19 protein-coding genes are annotated in these 22970 nt (G+C 37.5%); 7 read left to right on the forward strand and 12 right to left on the reverse strand.

Features of this window, described 5'->3' with window-relative positions; translation table 11 throughout:
• Positions 1–37: 37 nt before the first annotated feature.
• A complete protein-coding gene (locus G9H60_RS09605) occupies positions 38–3427 on the reverse strand; it encodes a HEAT repeat domain-containing protein (protein ID WP_223143837.1) in 3390 nt (1129 codons plus the stop codon).
• A gap of 186 nt (positions 3428–3613) precedes the next feature.
• On the opposite strand from G9H60_RS09605, the gene G9H60_RS09610 reads away from it, so the two are divergent.
• From G9H60_RS09610 to G9H60_RS09620, 3 genes are read left to right on the forward strand one after another with little or no spacing between them, the layout of a single operon-like run.
• Positions 3614–5794: a penicillin acylase family protein gene (locus G9H60_RS09610; protein ID WP_223143838.1), complete on the forward strand. Its 2181-nt coding sequence runs from the start codon at positions 3614–3616 to the stop codon at positions 5792–5794.
• A gap of 52 nt (positions 5795–5846) precedes the next feature.
• Positions 5847–7070, forward strand: a complete 1224-nt coding sequence (locus G9H60_RS09615) for a PAS domain-containing sensor histidine kinase (RefSeq protein WP_223143839.1) — start codon at positions 5847–5849, stop codon at positions 7068–7070.
• On the forward strand, positions 7060–8127 hold the full coding sequence (locus tag G9H60_RS09620; RefSeq protein ID WP_262900005.1) for a response regulator: 1068 nt from the start codon (positions 7060–7062) through the stop codon (positions 8125–8127). Before G9H60_RS09615 ends, G9H60_RS09620 begins: the two co-directional genes overlap by 11 nt.
• On the opposite strand, the gene G9H60_RS09625 is transcribed toward G9H60_RS09620, so the two are convergent.
• From G9H60_RS09625 to G9H60_RS09665, 9 genes are read right to left on the reverse strand one after another with little or no spacing between them, the layout of a single operon-like run.
• Positions 8111–8806 carry a sulfite exporter TauE/SafE family protein gene (locus G9H60_RS09625; protein ID WP_223143840.1) on the reverse strand — a complete coding sequence of 232 codons (696 nt, stop codon included), beginning with the start codon at positions 8804–8806 and terminating at the stop codon, positions 8111–8113. The genes G9H60_RS09620 and G9H60_RS09625 overlap by 17 nt on opposite strands.
• A complete protein-coding gene (locus tag G9H60_RS09630; protein WP_223143841.1) occupies positions 8806–9261 on the reverse strand; it encodes a FixH family protein in 456 nt (151 codons plus the stop codon). Before G9H60_RS09630 ends, G9H60_RS09625 begins: the two co-directional genes overlap by 1 nt.
• A complete protein-coding gene (gene ccoG, locus G9H60_RS09635) occupies positions 9254–10657 on the reverse strand; it encodes a cytochrome c oxidase accessory protein CcoG (protein WP_223143842.1) in 1404 nt (467 codons plus the stop codon). Before ccoG ends, G9H60_RS09630 begins: the two co-directional genes overlap by 8 nt.
• A gap of 33 nt (positions 10658–10690) precedes the next feature.
• On the reverse strand, positions 10691–10903 hold the full coding sequence (locus G9H60_RS09640; protein WP_223143843.1) for a YgaP family membrane protein: 213 nt from the start codon (positions 10901–10903) through the stop codon (positions 10691–10693).
• Positions 10904–10922: 19 nt separating this feature from the next.
• On the reverse strand, positions 10923–11663 hold the full coding sequence (locus tag G9H60_RS09645) for a cbb3-type cytochrome c oxidase N-terminal domain-containing protein (RefSeq protein WP_223143844.1): 741 nt from the start codon (positions 11661–11663) through the stop codon (positions 10923–10925).
• A gap of 37 nt (positions 11664–11700) precedes the next feature.
• Positions 11701–11856: a CcoQ/FixQ family Cbb3-type cytochrome c oxidase assembly chaperone gene (locus G9H60_RS09650; RefSeq protein ID WP_109323092.1), complete on the reverse strand. Its 156-nt coding sequence runs from the start codon at positions 11854–11856 to the stop codon at positions 11701–11703.
• A gap of 4 nt (positions 11857–11860) precedes the next feature.
• A complete protein-coding gene (ccoN, locus tag G9H60_RS09655; RefSeq protein ID WP_223143845.1) occupies positions 11861–13990 on the reverse strand; it encodes a cytochrome-c oxidase, cbb3-type subunit I in 2130 nt (709 codons plus the stop codon).
• Positions 13991–14007: 17 nt separating this feature from the next.
• Complete coding sequence (gene ccoS / locus G9H60_RS09660) at positions 14008–14160, reverse strand: cbb3-type cytochrome oxidase assembly protein CcoS (RefSeq protein ID WP_166373953.1); 153 nt, start codon at positions 14158–14160, stop codon at positions 14008–14010.
• A gap of 40 nt (positions 14161–14200) precedes the next feature.
• Positions 14201–16720 (reverse strand): heavy metal translocating P-type ATPase, encoded by a 2520-nt coding sequence (locus G9H60_RS09665; protein ID WP_223143846.1) that lies wholly within the window; start codon positions 16718–16720, stop codon positions 14201–14203.
• Between the two features lie 132 nt (positions 16721–16852).
• Between G9H60_RS09665 and G9H60_RS09670 the strand changes: the two genes are divergently transcribed.
• A complete protein-coding gene (locus tag G9H60_RS09670) occupies positions 16853–17239 on the forward strand; it encodes a cyclic nucleotide-binding domain-containing protein (protein ID WP_223143847.1) in 387 nt (128 codons plus the stop codon).
• 172 nt (positions 17240–17411) lie between these two features.
• Here the strand turns inward: G9H60_RS09670 and G9H60_RS09675 are convergent, their stop codons facing one another.
• Positions 17412–18218: an SDR family oxidoreductase gene (locus tag G9H60_RS09675; RefSeq protein WP_223143848.1), complete on the reverse strand. Its 807-nt coding sequence runs from the start codon at positions 18216–18218 to the stop codon at positions 17412–17414.
• A gap of 90 nt (positions 18219–18308) precedes the next feature.
• Between G9H60_RS09675 and rlmD the strand changes: the two genes are divergently transcribed.
• Complete coding sequence (gene rlmD / locus G9H60_RS09680; RefSeq protein ID WP_223143849.1) at positions 18309–19730, forward strand: 23S rRNA (uracil(1939)-C(5))-methyltransferase RlmD; 1422 nt, start codon at positions 18309–18311, stop codon at positions 19728–19730.
• On the opposite strand, the gene dnaB is transcribed toward rlmD, so the two are convergent.
• Entirely contained in the window at positions 19727–21316 is a 1590-nt protein-coding gene (gene dnaB / locus G9H60_RS09685) for a replicative DNA helicase (RefSeq protein ID WP_223143850.1), read from the reverse strand. The two genes, rlmD and dnaB, sit on opposite strands and share 4 nt — an antisense overlap.
• 107 nt (positions 21317–21423) lie before the next feature.
• Here dnaB and G9H60_RS09690 point away from each other — a divergent pair, with 107 nt between their 5' ends.
• Both G9H60_RS09690 and G9H60_RS09695 read left to right on the forward strand, forming a co-directional pair.
• Complete coding sequence (locus tag G9H60_RS09690) at positions 21424–22383, forward strand: PhoH family protein (RefSeq protein ID WP_223143851.1); 960 nt, start codon at positions 21424–21426, stop codon at positions 22381–22383.
• Between the two features lies 1 nt (position 22384).
• Positions 22385–22822 carry a GNAT family N-acetyltransferase gene (locus G9H60_RS09695; RefSeq protein WP_223143852.1) on the forward strand — a complete coding sequence of 146 codons (438 nt, stop codon included), beginning with the start codon at positions 22385–22387 and terminating at the stop codon, positions 22820–22822.
• Positions 22823–22970: the final 148 nt, after the last annotated feature.

Raw genomic sequence — 22970 nt, forward strand, 5'->3', positions numbered from 1 at the left:
GAATTTCATATAAACCTATAACGGCACAAATGTATATTTAATTTCTTAAAGATGATAAAAATTCTACAACATCTCTAATTTCTCTCTTCGACATCATGCTTCCCATCGGTGGCATGCTGGATGGAAAATTTTCTCTTGACTTGATTCGAGATATTGCAATTTTCAAAGGTTCAGCTTCAGATGTTTTTAATTGAATCATGCTTTCCGTTTCAGAAATAACCGTTCCACTCACTTCTTGACCATCCGTTAATTTCAAATTGATGGTGCCATATCCAGGTGCAATTCTAGCACTTGGTTCAATTAATGCTTGTAAAATTTGCTCTCGACTTAAACGACGACCAATTCCTTTTAGCGATGGACCAACAATGCCTCCTTCTCCTCCGGCATTATGACAACGAACGCATTGAACCGTTTGATTTCGATAGAAAATAGCATTGCCCGATTGAATACTTCCACCAAACAAAGCATCCTTAAATTCATCTGTCAATGTCCCCTTTGTTTTTAAGGCATCTAATTTGGCAATTAGCTTCTGAGAATTAGTGGCTTCTACTGCCTCAACTAAATCCAAACGGATATCATTGGATAATTTATTGGCAATCATTCGTTGGATTAAATCAGCTAAAACATCGTCAGTCTTATCTACTGGCATTTTACCAATACTTTGTAACAATTGTTGCTGCTCGATCACACTACCTTTTTCCATGATTGGATTCACTACATTCGGTAATTGAGTTTTTGATAAATCAACCTTATCTAAAAATCCAAAGGATGCACCTCGAACGCTTCTGTCGGCATCATTCATTCCTTTTTGAATGATTAATGATAAATGCGAGTCTTTTAATGCTACTAATGAACTCAAATGTGCGGCTCTCACTTTTGCATTGGCATGATTCAAGAAAATTTGAGTTTGCTCACTCTTAAAATCAGTAATTTTTAATTCTGACAATAATTTGGCTGTGGCAATTAATACTTCCGGATTTGTACTTCTTAAAAAAGAAGCAATTTTAGGATAAATACGACCTACCACATCGGCTGGATTTCTTTGTAAAACACCTCTATGTCGACCATCTACACGGTCTAATACCGATGGATTAGCCCAAGAACCTAGAGTAGCAATTGCTTCTGCACGAATGACATCAGAAATATCATTTCGCTCACTGAATTGAATTAAGGTATCAATTTCTCTACTTGTTCCTACTCGTAAAGAAGCATTAATCGCTCGACGTAACAAAGGCTCTCCTTTCCAAGCTTTATTGTTTAAAGCTGCTGCTAATGCTGGTAAGGCTGCAGGAATGGATTCATCATCATTGATAGCTCTTGCCGCTTCAGTAGCAATATATTCATCAGAATCTTGTAGGAACAATGCTACTTGTGGACTAGATAAACGGCGTAATACAAGTACAGCGGCTGTTTTCAAAGCAGTATTTGAAGAACTTGCTAAAGCCACCAAAGGCTCTTCTTTTCCAATTCTAGCTAGGGCTAAAACTGCCGCATGACGGATATAATGATCTTCATCGTTATTTTTTTCAATGAGTTTCAAGAGTGCTGGAATAGCATTTTCTGATTTTATTCTACCCAATGCCTGACAAGCGAAGAAACTAATACGTGGATTTTTGGAATCAATCAATTGAATCAAACGGGTCTCATGCTCTTTATTGAAAATATCTCCCAATACCTTAGCTGATTGGGCTATAATCTCTTCATCTTGATCTTGCAATTGTTCCCCAAGCATTGCTCCCACTTTTTGATCAATGGCTCCCAACTGCCCCATTCCCCATATTCCATGAATGCGCGCTAATTGATTCTCTTTTTGTTGTATGGCCTTTTGGAATAAAGCAACCGATGCATTCCCTCTCTTGGCTAACTCAAACTGCGCTTTCATACGAACACGCAAATCATTATAAAAAAGTAAGTCGTACAAAGCGTTGGCATTTTGTTTCTCATAATCCAATTGGATTAAACGCTTGGTTTCGGCTCTTTCTTGTTCTAAATCGTTGTTTTTGGCATCTACATCAATCTTCCAAACTCGGCCATAATGTTTAACGTCCCAGCCATTTACCCAATCGGCAGCATATAAGGCACCGTCTGGGCCAAAACGCATACCCGTTGGTAAAATTCCACTGACTACATCTTCCTCGGATTTAAAATCAAATGTGGCTCCCTTCGGTTTTAAGTCGAAAGACCAAATATGTGAGGCATTGGGATTACCCACAAACTCAACTAAAAAGAACTTATTGGTCCATTTCTTGCCTAAAGCTGTCCCAGGGTTAAATAACATACCAGTTGGGCCATTGTGGTAGTTTCGAATTGGAGGAATGATATAAGCTGCTTGCCCTTTCCAACGAGGCACATACAATTTTTCGTCCATCCAAACTTTATACAAGTTATTTCCCGGATCGGTATATTTTCCATATTGCCAATTGGATCTCCAACCTGCATCAGAGCCCTCTACAATATGTACTAAACGCTCACTTTCTCCTGGATGGTCCCCATCATTATCAGAGCTGATTAAATTTCCATAGTGGTCAAAAACAAACTCGTGGGTATTTCTTAATCCTGAAGCAAATACCTCGAAATTACTTCCATCTGGATTAGAGCGTACAATAACACCTGAATTGGGATATTTATATTGCTTTCCATCCACCGCAGTAATATTGGCCCCAATGTCTCCAATTTGCCAATAAATTTTGCCATCAGGTCCTTCAATAACCCCTGACATCCCATGACCTCCAAAACCTATATGAACACCATATCCAGTAGAAATGGAAACAGGCTCAGTTAATAGGCCATTTTTCTTGGTATTTTTCAAGCGCCATAAATCAGGTCCTACTGCAATAAATGCATCTTTTTTACGTACCAAAATACCTCCAGCAACGTCCGTGAATTCTTCGTGGAAACCATTGTATACACGAGTAGCTTGATCCGCTAAACCATCTCCGTTTTTATCTTCTATTTTCCAGATTTCCTCTTTTTCAACCTTTAAGTCATTCACATCATGAACCCCATCTTGATTTAAATCAGGTAACCAATCGTTTTTAGCTGAATTTTCAGGAGCAAAAGTTTTATGTAAAAAGGCCTTTCTATCAGCGACGGATTGAAAACCAATAGATTCTGTCATCCAATCACGGTGACCACGAATATCAAATTCTGAATACTTACCTCGGTTGGTACGAGTGATGTAAATAGCACCTTTATCGTCCATGTCCATTGCCACTGGATCCGGAGCTAATGAGTCTGAAGCAAATCGTGTAATCTGTAATCCTGGAGCTATTTTAATGGGTAATTTCTCTTTCGCTAATTTGGCTTTCTCTGCCAAATTATCTTGGTCTTCCAAAATCACCCGATAAGTGTCTTTTTCTAAGGAATTACTACAAGAATAAGAAATGGCGGAAACAAGCCCAAGAGCATATAGAAATTTATATTTCATCGTAAAAATGGTTTTTCAAAAGCGAATTTTTCAATCAGAACTACAAACATAAAAAGACAATACCATATTATTTATACCGAGCTATCTTAAAATAATTGAATCAAAATGGTAAAATGACTATCCATTTAGAATTTTTAAGCCTACTATTGAAAAAAATGTATTTTTGTTTAAATCTACATCAACATCATGAAAACTCGTTTTATTCTACCCTCTCTTTGTTTCATTTTAATCAGCCTGATTCCTTCTTTTGGAATTAACCCAAGTCAAATTAAAGCGTGGAAAGCCCAGTCCAACCGAGTAAACATCATTCGAGATGAATATGGGGTACCACATATTTATGGTAAATCGGATGCTGATGCGGTATTTGGTTTATTATATGCCCAATGCGAAGATGATTTTATGCGGGTAGAAATGAATTATATCGAAAAACTTGGGCGAAAAGCGGAGGTATTCGGTCCGAGTGAATTAGCCAATGATTTATACATCCGTTTGATAATCAGTCAAGAAGAAGCTAAGCAAGAATATAAAACTAGTCCACTTTGGTTAAAGAAATTATTGGATGCCTATGCCAATGCTATTAATTACTTTTTGTACAAACATCCTGAAGTAAAACCAGCCTTAATAACACATTTTGAACCCTGGTATCCCCTTTTATGGACTGATGGAAGTATTGGTGCAATTTCTACCGGTAGCATCAATCAAGCAGATGTAGCTAAGTTTTATGGCTTATCTGGTAATAAATTAAGTTATCTTAAAAAGAATCCCCTAGATCCTGAGGCTGATTTAACTGGTTCCAATGGATTTGCTGTCGGCCCTGCAAAATCAAAGTCAGGAAACTCTCTCTTTTACATCAACCCCCATGTGACATTTTATTTTAGACCAGAGGTGCATGTAAATAGCGAGGAAGGTTTGAATGTATATGGTGCGGTTACTTGGGGGCAAATATTTGTTTATCAGGGTTTTAACCAATATGGTGGGTGGATGCATACATCTAGCCAAGTGGATGTGGCCGATAATTATGCAGAAAATATTCGTGATGGATTAAAGGGTAAAGAATATCTATTGGATGGTAAATGGCTACCCATGCAGGAACAAAATTTGACGCTGAAAGTTAAAGGTCAGACTCCGCAAATCATCCACTTATATTCCAACCACCGTGGACCGATTATGGCCGAACGAAATGGTAAATGGATTTCAGTTAAATCATATAATCGATCTATCAAGAGTTTGATTCAAAGTTGGGCGAGAACCAAGACGAAAAGTTTTGAAGAATTTCAATCGGTCATGAACATGCGTGCTAATACGTCGAACAATACCGTTTATGCAGGTAAAAACGGTCGAATAGCGTATTGGCATGGGAATTTTGTTCCCAAACGTCAGCCAGAAATTGATTGGTCATTGATTCAAGATGGAACAAAATCATCCTTGGATTGGCAAGGTTTACATCCTTTAAAAGACATTGTACAATCCATTGATCCTGCAAGTGCTTGGATACAAAATTGTAATTCAACCCCATTTACTGTCTCTGGGGAGTCTAGTCCCAAAAAATCACAATTTCCAGTCTATATGGCGCCAGATGCGGAAAATTTCCGTGATAAAAATGCATTTCGCCTATTTTCCACATCCGATAAATTGGATTTGGATGACTTGATTCGCTTGGGATATGATAGAAAGTTAACCGCCTTTGAAATCTTAATTCCTGCTTTGGTTAAGGCAGGAGAAAAAAGAAATTTGGGACCAAACTCAACTTTTGGAATGGCGATTGATACCTTAAAAAAATGGGATTTTCAGGCTCGATTAAATTCAGTTGCTCAAACTTTAGCTATACAATGGGGTCAAAAAATGCTATTGAAAATACCTAAAAAACAGATGTTTGGTGGAGAAATTGATTTAATACAAAGCATGGAGGCCTATATCACGACAGGAAAGGGTGAAGAAATGTGTCAAGTATTGGATATCGTTTTGCAAGATTTAACTAAAAATTGGGGAACTTGGCAAGTGGCTTGGGGAGATATCAATCGACTACAAAGGATTACAAATCAGGTTGATTTTTCATTTGATGACACGCAAGCAAGTTATCCTGTTCCTTTTGCTTCTTCTACTTGGGGTATGTTGCCTTCATATAACAGCAAGCCTTTTTCAAATACCAAGAAATGGTATGGAGTGAATGGGAATAGTTTCATTTGTGCTGTGGAATTTGGGCCTAAAATTAAAGCTAAATCACTACTAGCGGGAGGACAAAGTGGGGATATTCGTTCAGCTCATTTTTTTGACCAAGCACAGAACTATGCGGAAGGGAAATTCAAAGAGGTTCATTTTTATCGAGAAGATGTTTTAAAGCATCAGAAATCCGCTTATCATCCCTAAATTCATTGTTTATAAGGCAATTTTTGTAAATTAGTTGAATCAATAAATGACCATGTCGCTACCTTTAGTTTCCAGATTTCAATATGAAGCCATCTTCAATGAGGCTGCCATTGGTATCTTGGTAACGGATTCTTCTAGTAATGTTATCATGACGAATCACTTTGCTGATCGTCTATTTGGCTATGATCCAGGGGAATTGAAAGGTAAGAATATTGACATTTTAATTCCCAACCATTTACGTTCTAGGCATCACGGTCATCAAAGTAAGTACGCCGAACATCCCCAAGATCGCCCCATGGGTGTTGGTCTAGATTTAAAGGCCAAGAGAAAGGATGAATCTTTATTTCCTGTGGAGATAAGCTTGAGTCATTTTAAAGAAAATGATCAAATGTTTTACATTGCTTTCATCAGTGATGTCACGCTGAAACGCAAAGTGGAAATGGAGCTGATTTTGAAAAATCAGGAGATTAATCAATTGAATGAAACCTTAGAGGAAGAAGTAAAAGCAAGAACGCAAGCATTACAAAATACATTAGAAAAATTAGAGGCCAATACACAAGAATTGGAGAATGCACTTCAAAAGGAGAAAGAATTAGGTGATTTAAAGACTCGATTTGTATCCATGGCTTCCCATGAGTTCAGGACTCCCCTCACCTCTATTTTGAGTTCAGCAACTTTGTTGGAGAAGTATCAAAAAGCAGAGGAACAAGAAAAAAGAGAACAACACATTCGGCGGATAAAGGCTTCTGTGAATCATTTAACCATGATTTTAGAAGAATTTTTATCGGTGGGTAAACTGGAGTCGGGCCACGTGGAGATACATGCCTCGACCATTGAATTAGAAGCTTTATTTTTAGAAATAAAGTCGGATTTAATTCCATATAAGAAAACCAATCAAAAAATCATATTGGATTTTAATGCTTCTGAAACTTGGGTTAGTGATGAATCTGTATTGAGAAAAATTTTGTTGAATGCCCTTTCCAATGCCTTGAAATTTTCAAATGAGAATGTTGATTTAATCGTGAGGGAAGAAAACAATAACTTAAAAATTACGATTAGTGATAAGGGAATTGGAATAAGTGATGATGATAAAAAGCATTTATTTGAACGATTTTTCCGAGGCAGTAATGCTACCGTTATACCAGGAACAGGTCTAGGATTACATTTGATAGACCGATATTTGGAATTGATTCAAGGTAATTTGACTTTAGAATCTGCATTGAACCAAGGAACTAAACTTACCATAGAAATACCGAGATTAAACCATGATGAATAAAATATTGCTTATAGAAGATAGTGATGATATCCGTGAAAATACGGCTGAATTGCTGGAATTGTCGGGCTATGTAGTAGAAACAGCTGCAGATGGAATTGAAGGAGTACGAATGGCTCAGCAAAACCTCCCTGATTTAGTGATTTGTGATATTATGATGCCGCATTTGGATGGTTTTGGTGTCTTGCAAGTATTCTCTAAACATGAGCAATTGTCTCAAGTTCCTTTTATTTTCTTAACGGCTAAAACTGACCGTTCAGATATGCGAAAAGGAATGGAAATGGGTGCAGATGATTTTTTGACGAAGCCTTTTCAAGAGGTTGAATTATTGCGCTCTATTGAAACTCGATTAAAAAAGAAATCCCTTCAACGAACTGAAGGACATGTTGATGCTGAACTTCAATCTGAAGTATCTTTGGCTCAAAAAGCACTTGATTTTCTTGATTTTATCCATTTTGAAGGAGAAAAAAGAACTCATCATTTGCAGAAAAAACAAAGTATTTATTCGGAAGGAGATAGCCCTTCTCGCTTATTTTTCTTAGAAAAAGGTAAGATTAAAACCTACCATACCAACCGCGAAGGCAAATACTTTATTACATCTTTCATCAAGGAAGGAGAATTTTTTGGCTATGTGGATATCTTGGAAAATCAAATTTACCGAGAAACAGCCGAAGCCTTAGAAGAGTCTGTTATTTTGAGTATTTCTTCCAATGAGTTTAAAGATTTACTCAAGCAAAATATCCATTTAGAGATATACTTCAGAAAAGCACTAACTAGCTACCTCATGAAAAATGAGAAAATATTGGTTTCCATGGCTTATCAATCTTTGCGTTTACGCGTTTCTATGGCTTTGGTCGAATTAGCGAAAACTTATGGAAATGAAATGAGTGCCCCAGTTGTAATCCGACTTTCTCGCGAAGATTTAGCATCACGTGTTGGAACAGCTACAGAAACTGTTATTAGAACATTGAGTGATTTTAAAAAGGAAGGTTTATTAGAAATTAGAGGAAGTGAAATGACTCTTTTGGATGTCAATAAATTGGCTAATTTGCGCTATTAGGGCTAAATGGATGACAAATGATGGGGCTGAGTGGAGAGTTTTTTAAATAATTCGAATGACTCATCCCGATTCCCCAAGCTCCACGAAATAAAAGCAAAAAGGCGACTCCCCAGCTTATATATCTGACGTAGGACATCAAATAGCCTTGTTTTTTTTCCAACCAATTAAATCCTAACATGGCTGTTGTAATGGCTGGTAAGGTACTTAAACCGAAAATAAACATGGTCCATGCTCCAAGCAAAGGATTTGGTTGAATCAAAGCCAAACTAAGTCCTCCAATCACCAATCCACATGGAAGTAATCCATTACCCATTCCCAATAAGAAATGGCCTAAGAGTCCCATGCCTCTCCCCGATTGTTGCAAAGGTTTTCCAATCCAGCGATAAAGGAAATCAAATGAGCTATCTTTTAGTTTACCTATGGATAGGAAGAGTAAAATCAAACCTGCCACAAGGTAATAAAAATGCCACCAGGTTGGGAAAATCCAAATGGACCCTAAACTCGCCACGCATAGACCTAAGATGGAATAAGTAAAAATACGTCCAACTTGATAGAGAATAGTACTCAGATTAGCTTGTTGGTTCTTTTGCCTTATATGTAGCATAATAGGGCCACACATGGCTATACAGTGCCAACTGCCGGCTAATCCTACTAAAAAGCTGAGATACCAAGTCTGCATTAAGGAACTAAAATTCGTTGATCTTCCAAATAGGTCTTTTCATTTATCATCCATTCAATATTAATTTTCCAGGGACCTTTTGTCAAGAATTCGCCAGCAATAGTCCAAGTGCTATCGCTAGGACTTTTCAGTGAGAAGGATTTGTCTTGAGCCGCTGAAGAAGGACGAAAGAAATTCACTTTCACATCATGTGAACCTTTGGGAATACGTAATTTGATTTCCTTATTTGAAGGATTAAATTGAAGTTCTACTTTTTCAGATAATAAAGCTGTTTCCTTTCTTTGGTCTATTTTCTTTTGAAATTTTTGTCCATCCTCATAATAATGGTCACCCACTAATTCAATGGTTTCGTGTGTCATATTGACATAAAAATAGGCCATGAATGCACCAAAAAGTATAAATACTCCAATTATGGCATGTCCCCAATTCAATGATTTTTTTTCTGTATTACTCATCAGGCTGTATAAATCTAGTTTTGATTGTTTCTATTTCACCCTCTTTATTTTGGATATGAATTTCTATTTTATCCTTACTTTTCCATGCTCCAATGGGAGCTTTAATGAAAAATTCAGATTTGACCATTTTACCTGGCTCAATACCCTGAGGAGGAGTTCCTACCCATTGAATCCGCATGGGTGCTTCAATTTGGAATTGTAAATTTTGTAAATCCAGCGATTTGTTCAAAATTTCTATGGAGTACAGATTACTAACCTCTTTATTTTTTTCATCCAATTGAAAAGTCATTCCGGGAGTTCTTAAAAGCGTGGTTTCCCAGGGACTTCTCGTTAATAATAGAAAAGCAATAGCCCCTATCAATAATAATAAAACTCCACTATAAGCCCCAATTCTTAAGTTGAACTTCAATTTCTTTTGTTCATTGATTCCGTTGACAGAATCATATCGAATGAGATTTTTAGGCTTATTGATTTTTTCCATGACCTCGTCACAGGCATCAATACACGACGTACATCCTATGCATTCTAATTGATTACTGCCATTTCGAATATCAATACCTGTAGGACAAACACGTACACACCAGTGGCAGTCGATACAATCTCCTTGCTGACTTTGGTCTACTCCCTTTTGTATTTTACCTCTAGGCTCACCGCGTTTATGGTCATAAGATACTAGGATGGAATTATTATCTAGTAATACACCTTGCAAGCGACCATAAGGGCAAACCACAATGCAGACCAATTCTCTGAATCTAGCAAATACAAAATAAAAGGTACCAGTGAACAAGAGAATGGCAAATAAACCAGTTAAGTGATCCACAGGAGGTTCAGTTACTAATTTGATCCATTCCTTTTTACCCATGATGTACATCAAAAAGGTATTTGAAATGGCAAATGACAAAAGGATAAACAAAGAATGCTTACTTACACGCTTGACTATTTTTTGACTGTCCCAAGGGGCCGCATCTAATCTTTTTTGGGCTTTGTCGTCCCCTTCAATCCAATATTCAATCTTTCTAAAAAGCATTTCCATGAAGATAGTTTGTGGACAAGCCCATCCACACCAAACTCGACCAAAAAGAACGGTAAACAAGCTGATGAAAATTAAGGAGGCCACCAAGCCTAATGCTACTAGATGAAAATCTTGGGGAAAGAACGGAACGCCAAAAAAGATGAATTTACGCTCAATGACATTGAATAAGAAAACGGGCTCTCCTTTTCTTTCTATCCATGGAAGGCCGAACAATAATATCATTAACAGGTAAGAAAAATAGGTTCTTAGGCGATATAAACGACCAATGATTCTTCCTGGGTAAATCCAAAGACGTTTACCATCTTTGCTTTGATTATATAGATGATTTCGATAATCATCATTTTCTAAACTGATATTTGACATAAAAAAGAAGGTCCGTTTCCGGACCTTTTTAATTTAAAATGGAGCCTTTTCTCTACAAGTACTTATACCAAAAGGTTTATACAGAGGACAAAAACGAACAATTCCTGTTAGGGCAATGATGCCAGCAACGACATAAACAACTACGGACAAATTCTCGGGAATTATCCCAGCATAAGTAAGAATGCCCAAAGCTACCGCTGCAGCTAAGCGAGCAATTCTGTCTGTACGTCCAACATTCTGTTTCATATTAGTTGAGTTTAGATGACTATTTTTGCTCCGTTCCTTGAGGCTCTTTAGCCCCTGGAGGGTTGCTTCCTTGTAGAGTGAGGATATAGGAAGAAACTTGTTGAATCTGAATTGGATTCAATGTTTTGTTCCAAGCAATCATCCCTTTTTCAGGAACGCCATTGGTGATGGTATGAAACAAATCCTTAATGCTACCTCCATGTATCCAGTACACGTCAGTTAAATTAGGACCTACGCCTCCTTGACCTTTATCACCATGACAAGCTACGCAATTTGTCGAATAAATAGTTGATCCCTCTGTTAAATCTTTTGCTGCACTTAGCGCTTTAACATTGTCCTCATTGACTGAGTTAGCGAATTTCTTCATGTATTCTTCTCTCGCTTTTTCCGCTACAGCTACCTCAGTTTTGTATTCTGCCTCTTGAATATTACCATCTTGAGCTACGTGATAATAAAATAAATACACGACACCGAATAAAATAGTAATGTAAAACAAATACATGAACCAAGGTGGAGTTGGATTATCTAACTCCACAATGCCATCGTATTGATGTTCCATTTCTAGATCTTTTTCCTTTTCCAAAGGTTTTAATCCAGTAAATTTCTGCCACCAGCTTAAGGATACTTCTTCCTCCTGCTTAGAAGGATCTAAGGTTAATTTCTTAAGCGCAGAAGAAAGCTGCATGGTTACGATTAATACCAAAATGCTTGTTAAAAGTATCAAGCTGATTAACCAAATTTCTGTGAATGAATTAAACATATTGTTATGAATAAATGTTGTCAAAAATGTGTTAGACCTATTCTAGAGGCATTTTTCTCATTTTGTCTAGATGTTTTTTATCCATCCAGAACAAATAGACTCCTACCAAAACAAAGAATACAAGGAATACCAATAAAGAGAAAATCATGTAGGAATCTGCTCCTGGTATGGTCGAAATAAATTGCTTAAACATGGTCTTATTTTTTAGAAATGTCTGTACCTAATCTTTGTAAATAAGCAATCAAAGCAATAATCTCCTTGTCTGCCCCTACTTTGATTTTTTCTTCAGCTAAACGCGCTTGAATCTCTTTGGATTGAGCTTCCAAGTCCTTAACTGCATTTTTGATTTGAACATCATCATAAGGAACACCCAATGTCTTCATCGCTTGTAACTTAGCTTGAGTTTGTGACGTATTTAAACTCTGCTCATACAACCATTCATATGCCGGCATAATGGAGCCAGGAGACATAGAAGCTGGTTCACGCATGTGGTGATAGTGCCAAGAATCTGGGTATTTTCCTCCCTCACGGTGTAAATCCGGACCTGTTCTTTTTGAACCCCATAAGAAAGGGTGATCATAAACAAACTCACCTGATTTGGAGAATTCACCATAACGTTCTGTTTCACTACGGAAAGGACGAACCAATTGTGAGTGACATCCTACGCAACCTTCACGGATATAAATATCTCTTCCTTCTAATTCAAGTGAAGTATAAGGTTGAACAGCGGCTATCGTTGGAACATTGGATTTCACCATAAAAGTTGGAATCAATTCTACCAAGGATCCAATTAAAATCATAATCAATGAACCAATCAATAATTGAATAGGTCTTCTTTCAATCCAGCTATGCCAGTGTAATCCTTTTACTTCTTTTTCAGACACAATAACTTCTAAAGGAGCAGCTTCTGCCGGTTCATTAGCTAAAAGAGAACCTTGAGCCATAGTCTTAAATAAGTTATAGGCCATTAAAATAGCACCTACAAGGTACAATGAGCCTCCTAAAGCACGCATTTGGTGCATAGGGATAATTTGCAAAGTTGTATCTAAGAAGTTACCGTACTGTAAAGTACCCTCAGGTGTAAACTGTTTCCACATCATACCTTGAGTGAAACCAGAGATATACATTGGGATTGCATAAAAGGCAATACCTAAAGTACCAATCCAGAAGTGAGTCTTTACTAATTTTTCAGAGAATAACGTTGTTTGGAAAATACGTGGAACCATCCAATACAACATGGCAAAGGTTAAGAAACCGTTCCATCCTAAGGCACCCACGTGCACGTGTGCTACGATCCAATCAGTAAAGTGGGCAATGGCATTTACATTTTTTAAACTTAACATCGGGCCCTCAAAAGTGGCCATACCGTAAGTAGTGATACCCACTACCATAAATTTCAAAATGGTATTTTCACGAACCTGATCCCAAGCTCCACGCAAGGTTAATAAACCATTGATCATACCTCCCCATGACGGAGCAATCAACATAATGGAGAATACAACCCCCAAAGATTGTGCCCAATCAGGTAAGCTTGAATAAAGTAAATGGTGAGGACCTGCCCAGATATAGATAAATATCAAAGCCCAGAAGTGTAATATAGATAAACGGTATGAATACACGGGGCGGTTTGCCATTTTTGGCAAGAAATAATACATCAAACCTAAGAATGGCGTGGTTAAGAAGAATGCAACTGCATTATGGCCATACCACCATTGAATTAATGCATCTTGTACACCAGCGTATACATAATAACTTTTTAGGAAAGAGATTGGTAACTGAACAGAGTTAGTTAAATGTAATACTGCAACCGTAACGAATGTGGCAATGTAAAACCAAATAGCTACATATAAATGACGCTCTCTACGTTTGATAATCGTACCAAACATGTTGATTCCAAATGCTACCCATACCAAAGTAATGGCAATATCTATCGGCCATTCCAATTCAGCATATTCGTGTGAGGTGGTAATACCTAATGGTAAAGTGATAGCAGCAGCCACAATGATTAATTGCCAACCCCAAAAATGGAACGACGAAAGAAAATCACTGAACATACGTGCTTTTAAAAGCCTTTGGAGAGAATAATACACACCCGCAAAGATGGCATTACCCACAAAAGCAAAAATTACTGCATTGGTATGCAGCGGACGTATACGACCAAATGTTCCATATTGAGTAACGTTCATTGCAGGTTCGAATAGCTGAGAGGCAATAATGACCCCAACAAGCATTCCAACAATACCCCAGATAATGGTTGCAATGGCGAAATTCCGGACGGTTTTATTGTCGTACGAGAATTGATCCAAAGTAGTCGTTTGTGACTTCATAAGCGTTTAAATTGAGATTAATTGATTGTCTTTTTATCTTCATTAAGAATGCGCATTCCTGGAGTAATGAGGTCATCTTGTTGCCCTGAGCGTACGAACCAAATGAACGCAAAGAGAAATCCGATGGCCATGAGTAAACTCAAAAAAATCATTAAGTACATTATTTCCATGGCATTATAAATTTAGAGAACAAGGATTGCAGAAAGAGTTTTAATACTCCACACTACGCTGTAAAGTTCTTTTTATATCAGGGCTTAAAATATGATTTTCCTCAGCTATATGCAGGCTGGTATATGATTTCAATTGGTTTTTAACTTGTTTACCGTAGATGTTCATTCCCCATGTGGCTATAACTAACATACTAATGGAATTGACTGGCATTAAGATAGCTGCAACCAAAGGAGACAATGTGCCTTGTACCGCAAAACTTAATCCAATGGCATTATATACCAAGGATAACAAAAAGCTCATTTTTATTAAAGTAAGAGCCTTTTTTGAAAATTGCAAAAATTCGGGTAATCGACTTAGCGAACGGCCTTGTAAGATGGCATCACTAGCAGGCGTAAAATGCAGATGATCATCAGAAACGGCTATCCCTACATGAGCCTGTTGTAATGCACCCGCATCGTTTAATCCATCGCCAACCATCATGACTTTCTTTCCTTGGGATTGTAATGCGCGAATGAATTCCATTTTTTCCATGGGACTACATTCAAACTTCATGTGCTCATCCGTAGAAAACCAATCTATTAAACTAGCGGCATGGTTAGCTTTGTCGCCTGAAACCAAATACACCTCATATTGATGTTGTAATTTTCGTAACATGAACTCTACTCCATCTCGGTTTTCCCATGGAAAGTCCAAATATCCTATGGTCTCCTCTCCTATTTGTATAAATAATTGAGATTCAGAAGAATAGAAATCCTGTGGAGAATGATAATGTATCCCTAAAAATTTGGCAGACCCTAATTTTATCGTCAAATCACCCCATTGGGCTTCCAGACCTTTACCCGGTATTTCTTGAAATGAAGAGAGTTTAACCAAATTTCTTGTACCAGAGTTTTGGGTATAAGCGCAAAGTCGACGAGAAAGTGGATGGGTAGACTGTACCGATAATGAATATAAAAGATCCCATTCTTGCTCACTAAGCTGGCGATGTAAATAGCTTTTAGGTGCTTCGGATTTGGCCAATGTGAGGGTCCCCGTTTTATCAAATACGATGGTATCTACCTGTCCCATACGCTCGAGAGCCTGAATATCCTTTACATACAATTGGAATTTAGAAAGCCACCTTACCCCATGACCAAGAGCAAAGGGATAGGAAATAGCTAGAGCACAAGGACAGGCAATCACTAAAATACTAACAACGGAATTTTGCCATTTACTAGGATCTACTTGTATCCAGTAGGCAGCCACCACCGTGGCCAAGGAAATTAATCCAATAGTGAAATAGATTCCGACTTTATTGGCAAAATTCTCCCAGTTTTCCAGTTTAAAACTAGGATCTTTAAAGGCTTGCTGTTCCCATAATTGGGTTAAATGGCTCTGTTGAAGGTCTTTTTTGACTTCAATTTCTATCATTTCTCCATGGTGCTTGCCCCCAGCATAGATTAAGTTTCCGGATTGAATAGGAACCCATTCGCTTTCTCCTGTCACAAAACTATAGTCCATGTTACTTTTACCTTTCATCAAAATCGCATCCGCAGGAATGATTTCTTCATTCCGAATACGCAAACGATCACCTACTTTAATTTCACTTAATGGAGCGGTTTCTTCGTTACCATCAATGATTTTAGTAATGACAAGGGGAAAGTATGAGGTGTATTTTCTCTCAAATGATAAAAAATCAAAGGATTTTTGTTGAAACCATTTACCTACCAAAAGAAAAAACAAAAGCCCAGAAACAGAATCCATATACCCTGCTCCTGTATGACTTAAAATTTCATAGACACTTCGGGAATAACCAACCATAACCCCTAAAAGTATGGGCATTTCAATTGTGATTTTTTTCAGTTTTAAGTGCGCCCAAATGTTTTTGAAATAATCTGAACCCGAATAAAATAAAGCTATGGAGCCTAATACTAGATTTAAATAGCCAAACAAGTTCTTTAAACTTCCATCTTCAATACCTAAATACTCAGGAAAACTGAAAAGCATGATGTTGCCAGCACAAAAGCCGGCAACACCTAGTTTGATGAAGAGTTGCGTTTGTTGAGAAAGTCTTTTTTTCTTTTCTTTTCCTTCCGATTCCTCGGATAAAAGCGGTTCATATCCAATTTTAGCTAATAATGAAGCTAATTCTCCTAGACTGATATCACTTTCTTTGAACCAAATACTTAGCTCTTTTTTGCCAAAATTTAAAGAAGTTTTAACAATACCAGGATTCAGTTTATAGAGATTTTCTAATAAATATAAGCAAGACCTACAGTGGATACTCGGTAAGTTAAAACTGACTTTGGAAATTTCTTGGTTGGAAAATTGAATTAGTTTATCCCGAAAGGCAGGTTTATTTAAATAATCAAAATTTTGATTGCTGGGTGAAATGCCTGGGTTTACATCACACGTATAGTAGGTGCCTAACTCATGGTCATTCAGCAGCTCATACACGTTTTTACATCCTTGGCAGCAAAATTCTTTCTCTTGAAATTCGATGATTTCGTCCACAAATGGCTCTCCGCAGTGAAAGCAAATGTTTTTTGTTAGGGTGGTATGGACTGGTTGTTCCATCATAAAATCAATCTTTTTTCAAAGTTCCTCTGAAAAAACTGCTCTGTTAATGATAAAAAGCAGGCTAAAACATGAGCATTGTCATGAAATTAATTCCAGAGTAAATCTACTTTCGTATACAAATTTTTAAAAAGTATGGATCATATGATCGAGACCGAACGTAAAGTACTGGCTAGCGGGATAGAAATCAACTATTTAGCTAACGAATTTTTGTTCCGTCAAGGTCAAAAAGCGGAGTTTGTATTCTATTTTCAAGGAGGTGAAATTGCCTTAAAGTCGTTCAATTCCCCAGAAGGTATTATCTATCATGCCAATCCAATTTTTTTAGGAATCAGCGAAGTGCTTGAAGGGAAGAAACACACCTTTTCTGCTGAAACTCTTCAGACTTCTAAATTCTTAGTTTTTGAAAAAAATTATTTCTTGATGTTGATGCAAGAGTTTGATTTTGCATCCTCCTATTTCGAACAAAAAAGTAAGGAATTTGATGCCGTATTTACGGAGCTAGTTCCTCATTCAATTTGACTTTAATTAAGAGGTTTAACCTCTAAAAAAAATAGAGTGGTAAGTTAAAAGGGTTGTACTGCCCTGCTTGACATTGTCGGGCAGGGCTTTTACATTTTTATTAGTGTTTAGTTATAAGTGTTTAGTTATTATTAATAGACTTATTTCATAACTAATCACTTACAACTAATACCTATTTCAGCGGGCTATCTTTCTCTTTCTTCAACGTATTATACACCAATCGATCCATAAAGCCATTCAGCCATTTGTTTAAAAAGACGGTCAGTTTTCCCTGAAAGGTCAATACTAAGGTCTTTTTCTTTTGTTCAAAGGCTGTATAAATGTGTGCCGCTACTTCTTCTGCAGACATCATTTTTTCCTCATCTCGCATGGAATCCCCAGTAATTTTCCCTTCTGAGTTTAATGAAGCATTTCGGATATTGGATGCGGTAAATCCCGGACAAGCCGTTAATACATGAACACCAGTTTCTAATAATTCAGTCCTCAGTGCCTCCAAAAAGCCATTCATAGCAAATTTAGAAGCTGAATAACCCGTTCTTACTGGTAATCCCCTATATCCTGCAATGGATGAAATACCGATGATTCCACCCTTACTTTCTTTAATGTATGGCAAAGCTGCATGAGTAGCATATACAGTTCCCCAGAAATTAATGTCCATAAGTTGCTTCAATACGCTTAAATCAACATTTTCAAACATGGACCGCATAGAAATTCCTGCATTATTGATCAAAATGTCAATTCGCCCAAATTCTTGAACTACCTGAGCAATCATAGCTCTGGTTTGTTCTTCGGAACTACTATCACAAACGATGGCTTGACAAGCAATATGTGCTGCCTGTAATGCTGCCTTTGCTTCTTCTAGCTTAGCTTCATTTCGACCAGTAATAATGACTTGCGCTCCTTTGTTTCCATATTCAAAAGCCAAGGCTTTTCCTATTCCTGAAGAGGCACCTGTGATGATGACGACTTTGTTTTTCATATGCAAAATTTGATCTCAAAGTTAAGCTTTTATCCCATAATTGATTGACTAGCCAAAGGAAAGCCCTATTTTTGTGTCAGAATTTACCTTATGAGCGCCAGAAAATACAAAATCCCCCAAGTCCTAGAACAAATTTCCATCCTTGATTTCGCAGCAGAAGCTAAGTGCATTGCGAAAGTAAATGATGAAGTTATATTCGTACAAGGTACCGTTGCTCCTGGCGATATCGCAGATTTACGTATTCTGAAGTCGAAAAAGAAGTTTAAACAAGCTCAGGCAATCAACATTCAAGCCCTTTCTCCATTTAGAACTGAAGCTCCTTGTGCCCATTTTGGAGTTTGTGGTGGATGTAAATGGCAGCATGTTTCTTATGAAGCTCAGTTAGCGTTTAAACAACGACAAGTTAAAGATAATTTAGAGCGTATTGCTAAGGTTAAATTACCTGATTTTCAGCCAATTTTAGGCTCCGATGAGGCCTATTATTACCGCAATAAATTGGAGTTCACATTTTCTTCTGCTCGCTGGTTAACCAATGAAGAGATTGGGAAAGATGATTTAGGTTCCATGAATGCCCTTGGTTTTCACGTTCCTGGTCGTTTTGATAAAATTTTACCTGTGGATCATTGTTATTTACAGCCAGATCCTTCCAATGCCATTCGAAATGGAGTTCGCGATTTTGCTGAAGCCAATGGAATTTCATTTTATGAATTAAAAAATCAACAAGAAGGAGCATTGCGTAATTTGATTATACGTAATGCGAGTTCTGGCGAATGGATGGTAGTCGTGCAGTTTGCTTATGCCACAGAGGAAGAAATAAGCTTGGTCATGAATTACCTTCAAAGTAATTTTCCTATGATTAGCTCATTGAATTATGTAGTGAATCAGAAAGGGAATGATACTTTCCATGATTTAGATGTCATTTGTTTTCATGGTAAGCCATTTATCGAAGAACAAATGGAAGATTTGCATTTTCAGATTGGCCCTAAATCTTTTTTCCAAACCAATGCCAAACAAGCTTTACGTTTATATCAATTGGTAAGAGAATATGCTGATTTACAAGGAGATGAGTTGGTGTATGATTTGTATACAGGTACAGGAACCATCGCTTTGTTTTTGGCCAAATATGCAGCCAAAGTAGTTGGCTTAGAATATGTGGAAATGGCAGTGGAAGATGCTAAAATGAATGCCATTCACAATAAAATAGATACGGCTTCCTTCTTTGCTGGTGATATGAAAAAGCTTTTAACAGAGGAATTTATCGCCCTTCATGGAAAGCCTCAAGTGGTTATCACCGACCCTCCTCGTGCTGGTATGGATGAAGATGTAGTTCGTCAATTGCTGCAAGTTCGCCCAGAAAAAATAGTCTATGTCAGTTGTAATCCTGCTACCCAAGCACGTGATTTGGCTTGGTTGGATGAAGCTTATGAAGTGGACGTAGTTCATCCAGTCGATATGTTCCCACAAACACATCACGTGGAAAACATCGTTCGCTTACGATTAAGAAAAAGCTAGAAAGGTTCGTTCAAAGGATCAAAATCTGCAGGAGGTAAATTCATTTTACTTCCTTTAAAAACAGAATCACTATTTCCTTGCTCAAATTGAGAGGCTGTATCTCCTAATTCACTTAGGTTGAATACTCCGTTGCCATTGCCATCTGCAAAAGGTTGGAAATCCAAATCACAGTATTTGGTGAACTTACCGATGAACTTCAACCACACATTTTCTAGGGATCCAGAACGGTTTTTAGCCATGATGATCTCTCCCATTCCCGCAATGGAATTACCTTGTTCATCTGTGGTAATGCCATAGTACTCAGGTCGATAGATGAACATAACTTGGTCAGCATCTTGCTCAATGGCTCCCGATTCACGAAGGTCAGAAAGCTGTGGTTTTTTATTTCCACCACGCGTTTCTGTCGAACGATTTAATTGAGATAGTGCAATCACTGGTACATCCAACTCTTTAGCCAATTGCTTTAATGCACGGGAAATTTGAGCAATTTCTTGTTCACGGTTACCACTCGCCCCTTTTCCAGAAGTATCTCCAGTCATTAATTGCAAGTAGTCAATCACAATTAGCTCAATGTTCTTTTGAGCTTTCAAACGACGACATTTGGCTCTTAATTCTAAAATGGATAAAGCAGGTGTATCGTCAATATAAATAGGTGCTTGAAATAATTTATCAATCTTGGTGTGTAATTGTTGCCACTCATGTGGTTCCAATTTTCCTTTTCTAATCTTCTCAGCTTCAATTTCAGCTTCAGCAGAAACAATACGATTCACCAACTGAATAGAACTCATCTCCAGAGAGAATAAGGCTACAGCATGACCAAAGTCGAGAGCAGCATTTCGACAAGCGGAAACGACAAAGGCTGTTTTACCCATACCTGGACGAGCCGCAATGATGATTAATTCTTGTTTTTGCCAACCAGAAGTATGGCGATCCAATTCGGTAAAACCAGAAGGAATACCCGTAAGACCACTTTTTTGCTTTTGTTTCTTCTCTAATTCATCAATGGCCTTCTTCAAAATATCCGACATACTTTCGTAATTCTTTCGGATGTTGGATTCCGCAATGGAGAACAATTCTTGTTCCATGCGGTCCAAAATTTGAAATACGTCGGTCGTATCTTCATAAGCTAAACGCTGAATTTCTGAAGAAACGTGAATCAACTGGCGTTTGATGAATTGCTCAATGATAATTCTGGCATGGAATTCTACGTTAGAAGTAGAACTTACTCGTGAAGTTAATTGAGCTAAATAACTAGTCCCTCCTGCTTTCTCTAAGTCCCCATTAACTTTTAAATAATTGTTAACAGTTAATAAGTCGACAGGCTGTGAAGCTTGGAACAATCCCTGAATGGCCTGAAATATTTTCTGATGTGCTTCTTTGTAAAAAGTCTCAGGTTTTAATAATTCAATGACATTGGCCAAGGGCTCTTTTTCCAACATCAAGGCTCCTAATAATGCTTCTTCTAACTCAGGAGCTTGTGGAGGAAGCTTTCCTAAGCCTAAATCACTTAATCGTGCAGGTTGATTGGAACGATTATAGCCAGAATTTGCCTTTTTAGAAATTGATGAGGGATTGTTTGATTCCATAGACTACAATTTTACAATATTTTGATAAAAATATCATTCTAATCATCCGATTAAATTTCAATAATTCTCTATTTTAGTAAATATTTTTCACCTTAACTTTTTCATACTTGTTAGAAAAAATTATTGCCTTAACGGATGTGTCTCTGGTTGATTTTCTCGGAGTCTCAAATTCCAACTTAACACTATTGACGGAAGCCTTTCCTCAGACTAAAATCATTGCCCGTGGTGATCAAATCACAGTTCGCGGTTCAGATGATCAAATTTCCTTGGTGGAAGCCATCGTCAATCAATGTATCAAGCATTTAGAAAAACATAGTTCTTTGTCGGCCAATCACATGAAGGCCTACATTGATTTGATCTTAAACCCGACTGGAGAAGAAAATGAAACTCCTTGGGTGGAAGATAAAGACGTTTTGCTTTTTGGAACCAAGGGATTGGTGATTAAAGTAAAGACTCCCAATCAGCGTAAATTGGTAGAAGCAGCTAGTAAAAACGATATCGTATTTGCAATAGGGCCAGCGGGTACTGGTAAGACTTATACGGCGGTAGCTTTGGCGGTTAAAGCGCTTAAAAATAAGGAAGTCAAAAAGATCATTATCACCCGCCCTGCAGTAGAGGCAGGTGAAAACTTAGGTTTTTTGCCTGGTGATTTAAAAGAAAAAATAGATCCTTACTTACGCCCAATTTACGATGCATTGGAAGATATGATTCCAGCGGAAAAATTGAAATTTTACATTGAGAATAGAACCATCGAAATTGCTCCCCTAGCTTATATGCGTGGTCGAACCTTAAATAAAGCTTTTATCTTGCTGGATGAAGCTCAAAATACCACTTCCATGCAAATGAAGATGTTTTTGACGCGTATGGGTATTCAGTCGAAAACCATTATTACTGGTGATAAATCTCAAGTAGATTTACCCAAAAATCAAGTGTCTGGTTTAGGTGAGGCCGCTCATATTTTGAAAGGAATTACAGGGATTTCATTTGTCGAATTGGATGGCTCAGATGTAGTGCGCCATCGTTTGGTTAGAGAAATTATTGAGGCATATGGAAAACAGGAGAAATAAGATGGTTGAAATTATCCAAGCCAAATCTTTGGAGGAAATTCATGAGGTTTTTGCTATCCGAATCGAGGTTTTTGTGGTGGAGCAAGCTTGCTTACCCTCCGAAGAATTTGATGAATTGGATGCCCAAGCCAAGCATTATTTAGTATTGGAAGATGGTAAGCCTGTCGCAACAGGCCGTTACCGCAAAACAGAGAAAGGGATAAAAATAGAGCGGATAGCCACATTAGCATCTGCCAGAGGAAAAGGATATGCCAGTAAGATGGTACATCATATCATTCAAGAAGCAAAAATTGCCCATCCTGAAATTACCTACTTTTATTTGCATTCTCAGCAAACAGTCATGCCACTCTATGCCAGTTTAGGATTTTTACCTTATGGTGAAACTTTTGTAGAGGCAGATATTGTTCATCAAGCAATGTCACTCGTAATTAGTGATTAGTTATTAGTGATTCGTGTTGGTTGTCTTGTCCTGATATAGGTTGACAGTTGGGTTTATTAATAACTCATTGTAAATATAGTTTAAGCTGCATATAAATCAACTGGCATTTTCATTTTTAAAGCTAAATGCGGTCTTACTTCATTGTAGG

It is taken from the genome of Aquirufa aurantiipilula (assembly GCF_019923745.1).
GTDB classification, from domain to species: Bacteria; Bacteroidota; Bacteroidia; order Cytophagales; family Spirosomataceae; genus Aquirufa; species Aquirufa aurantiipilula.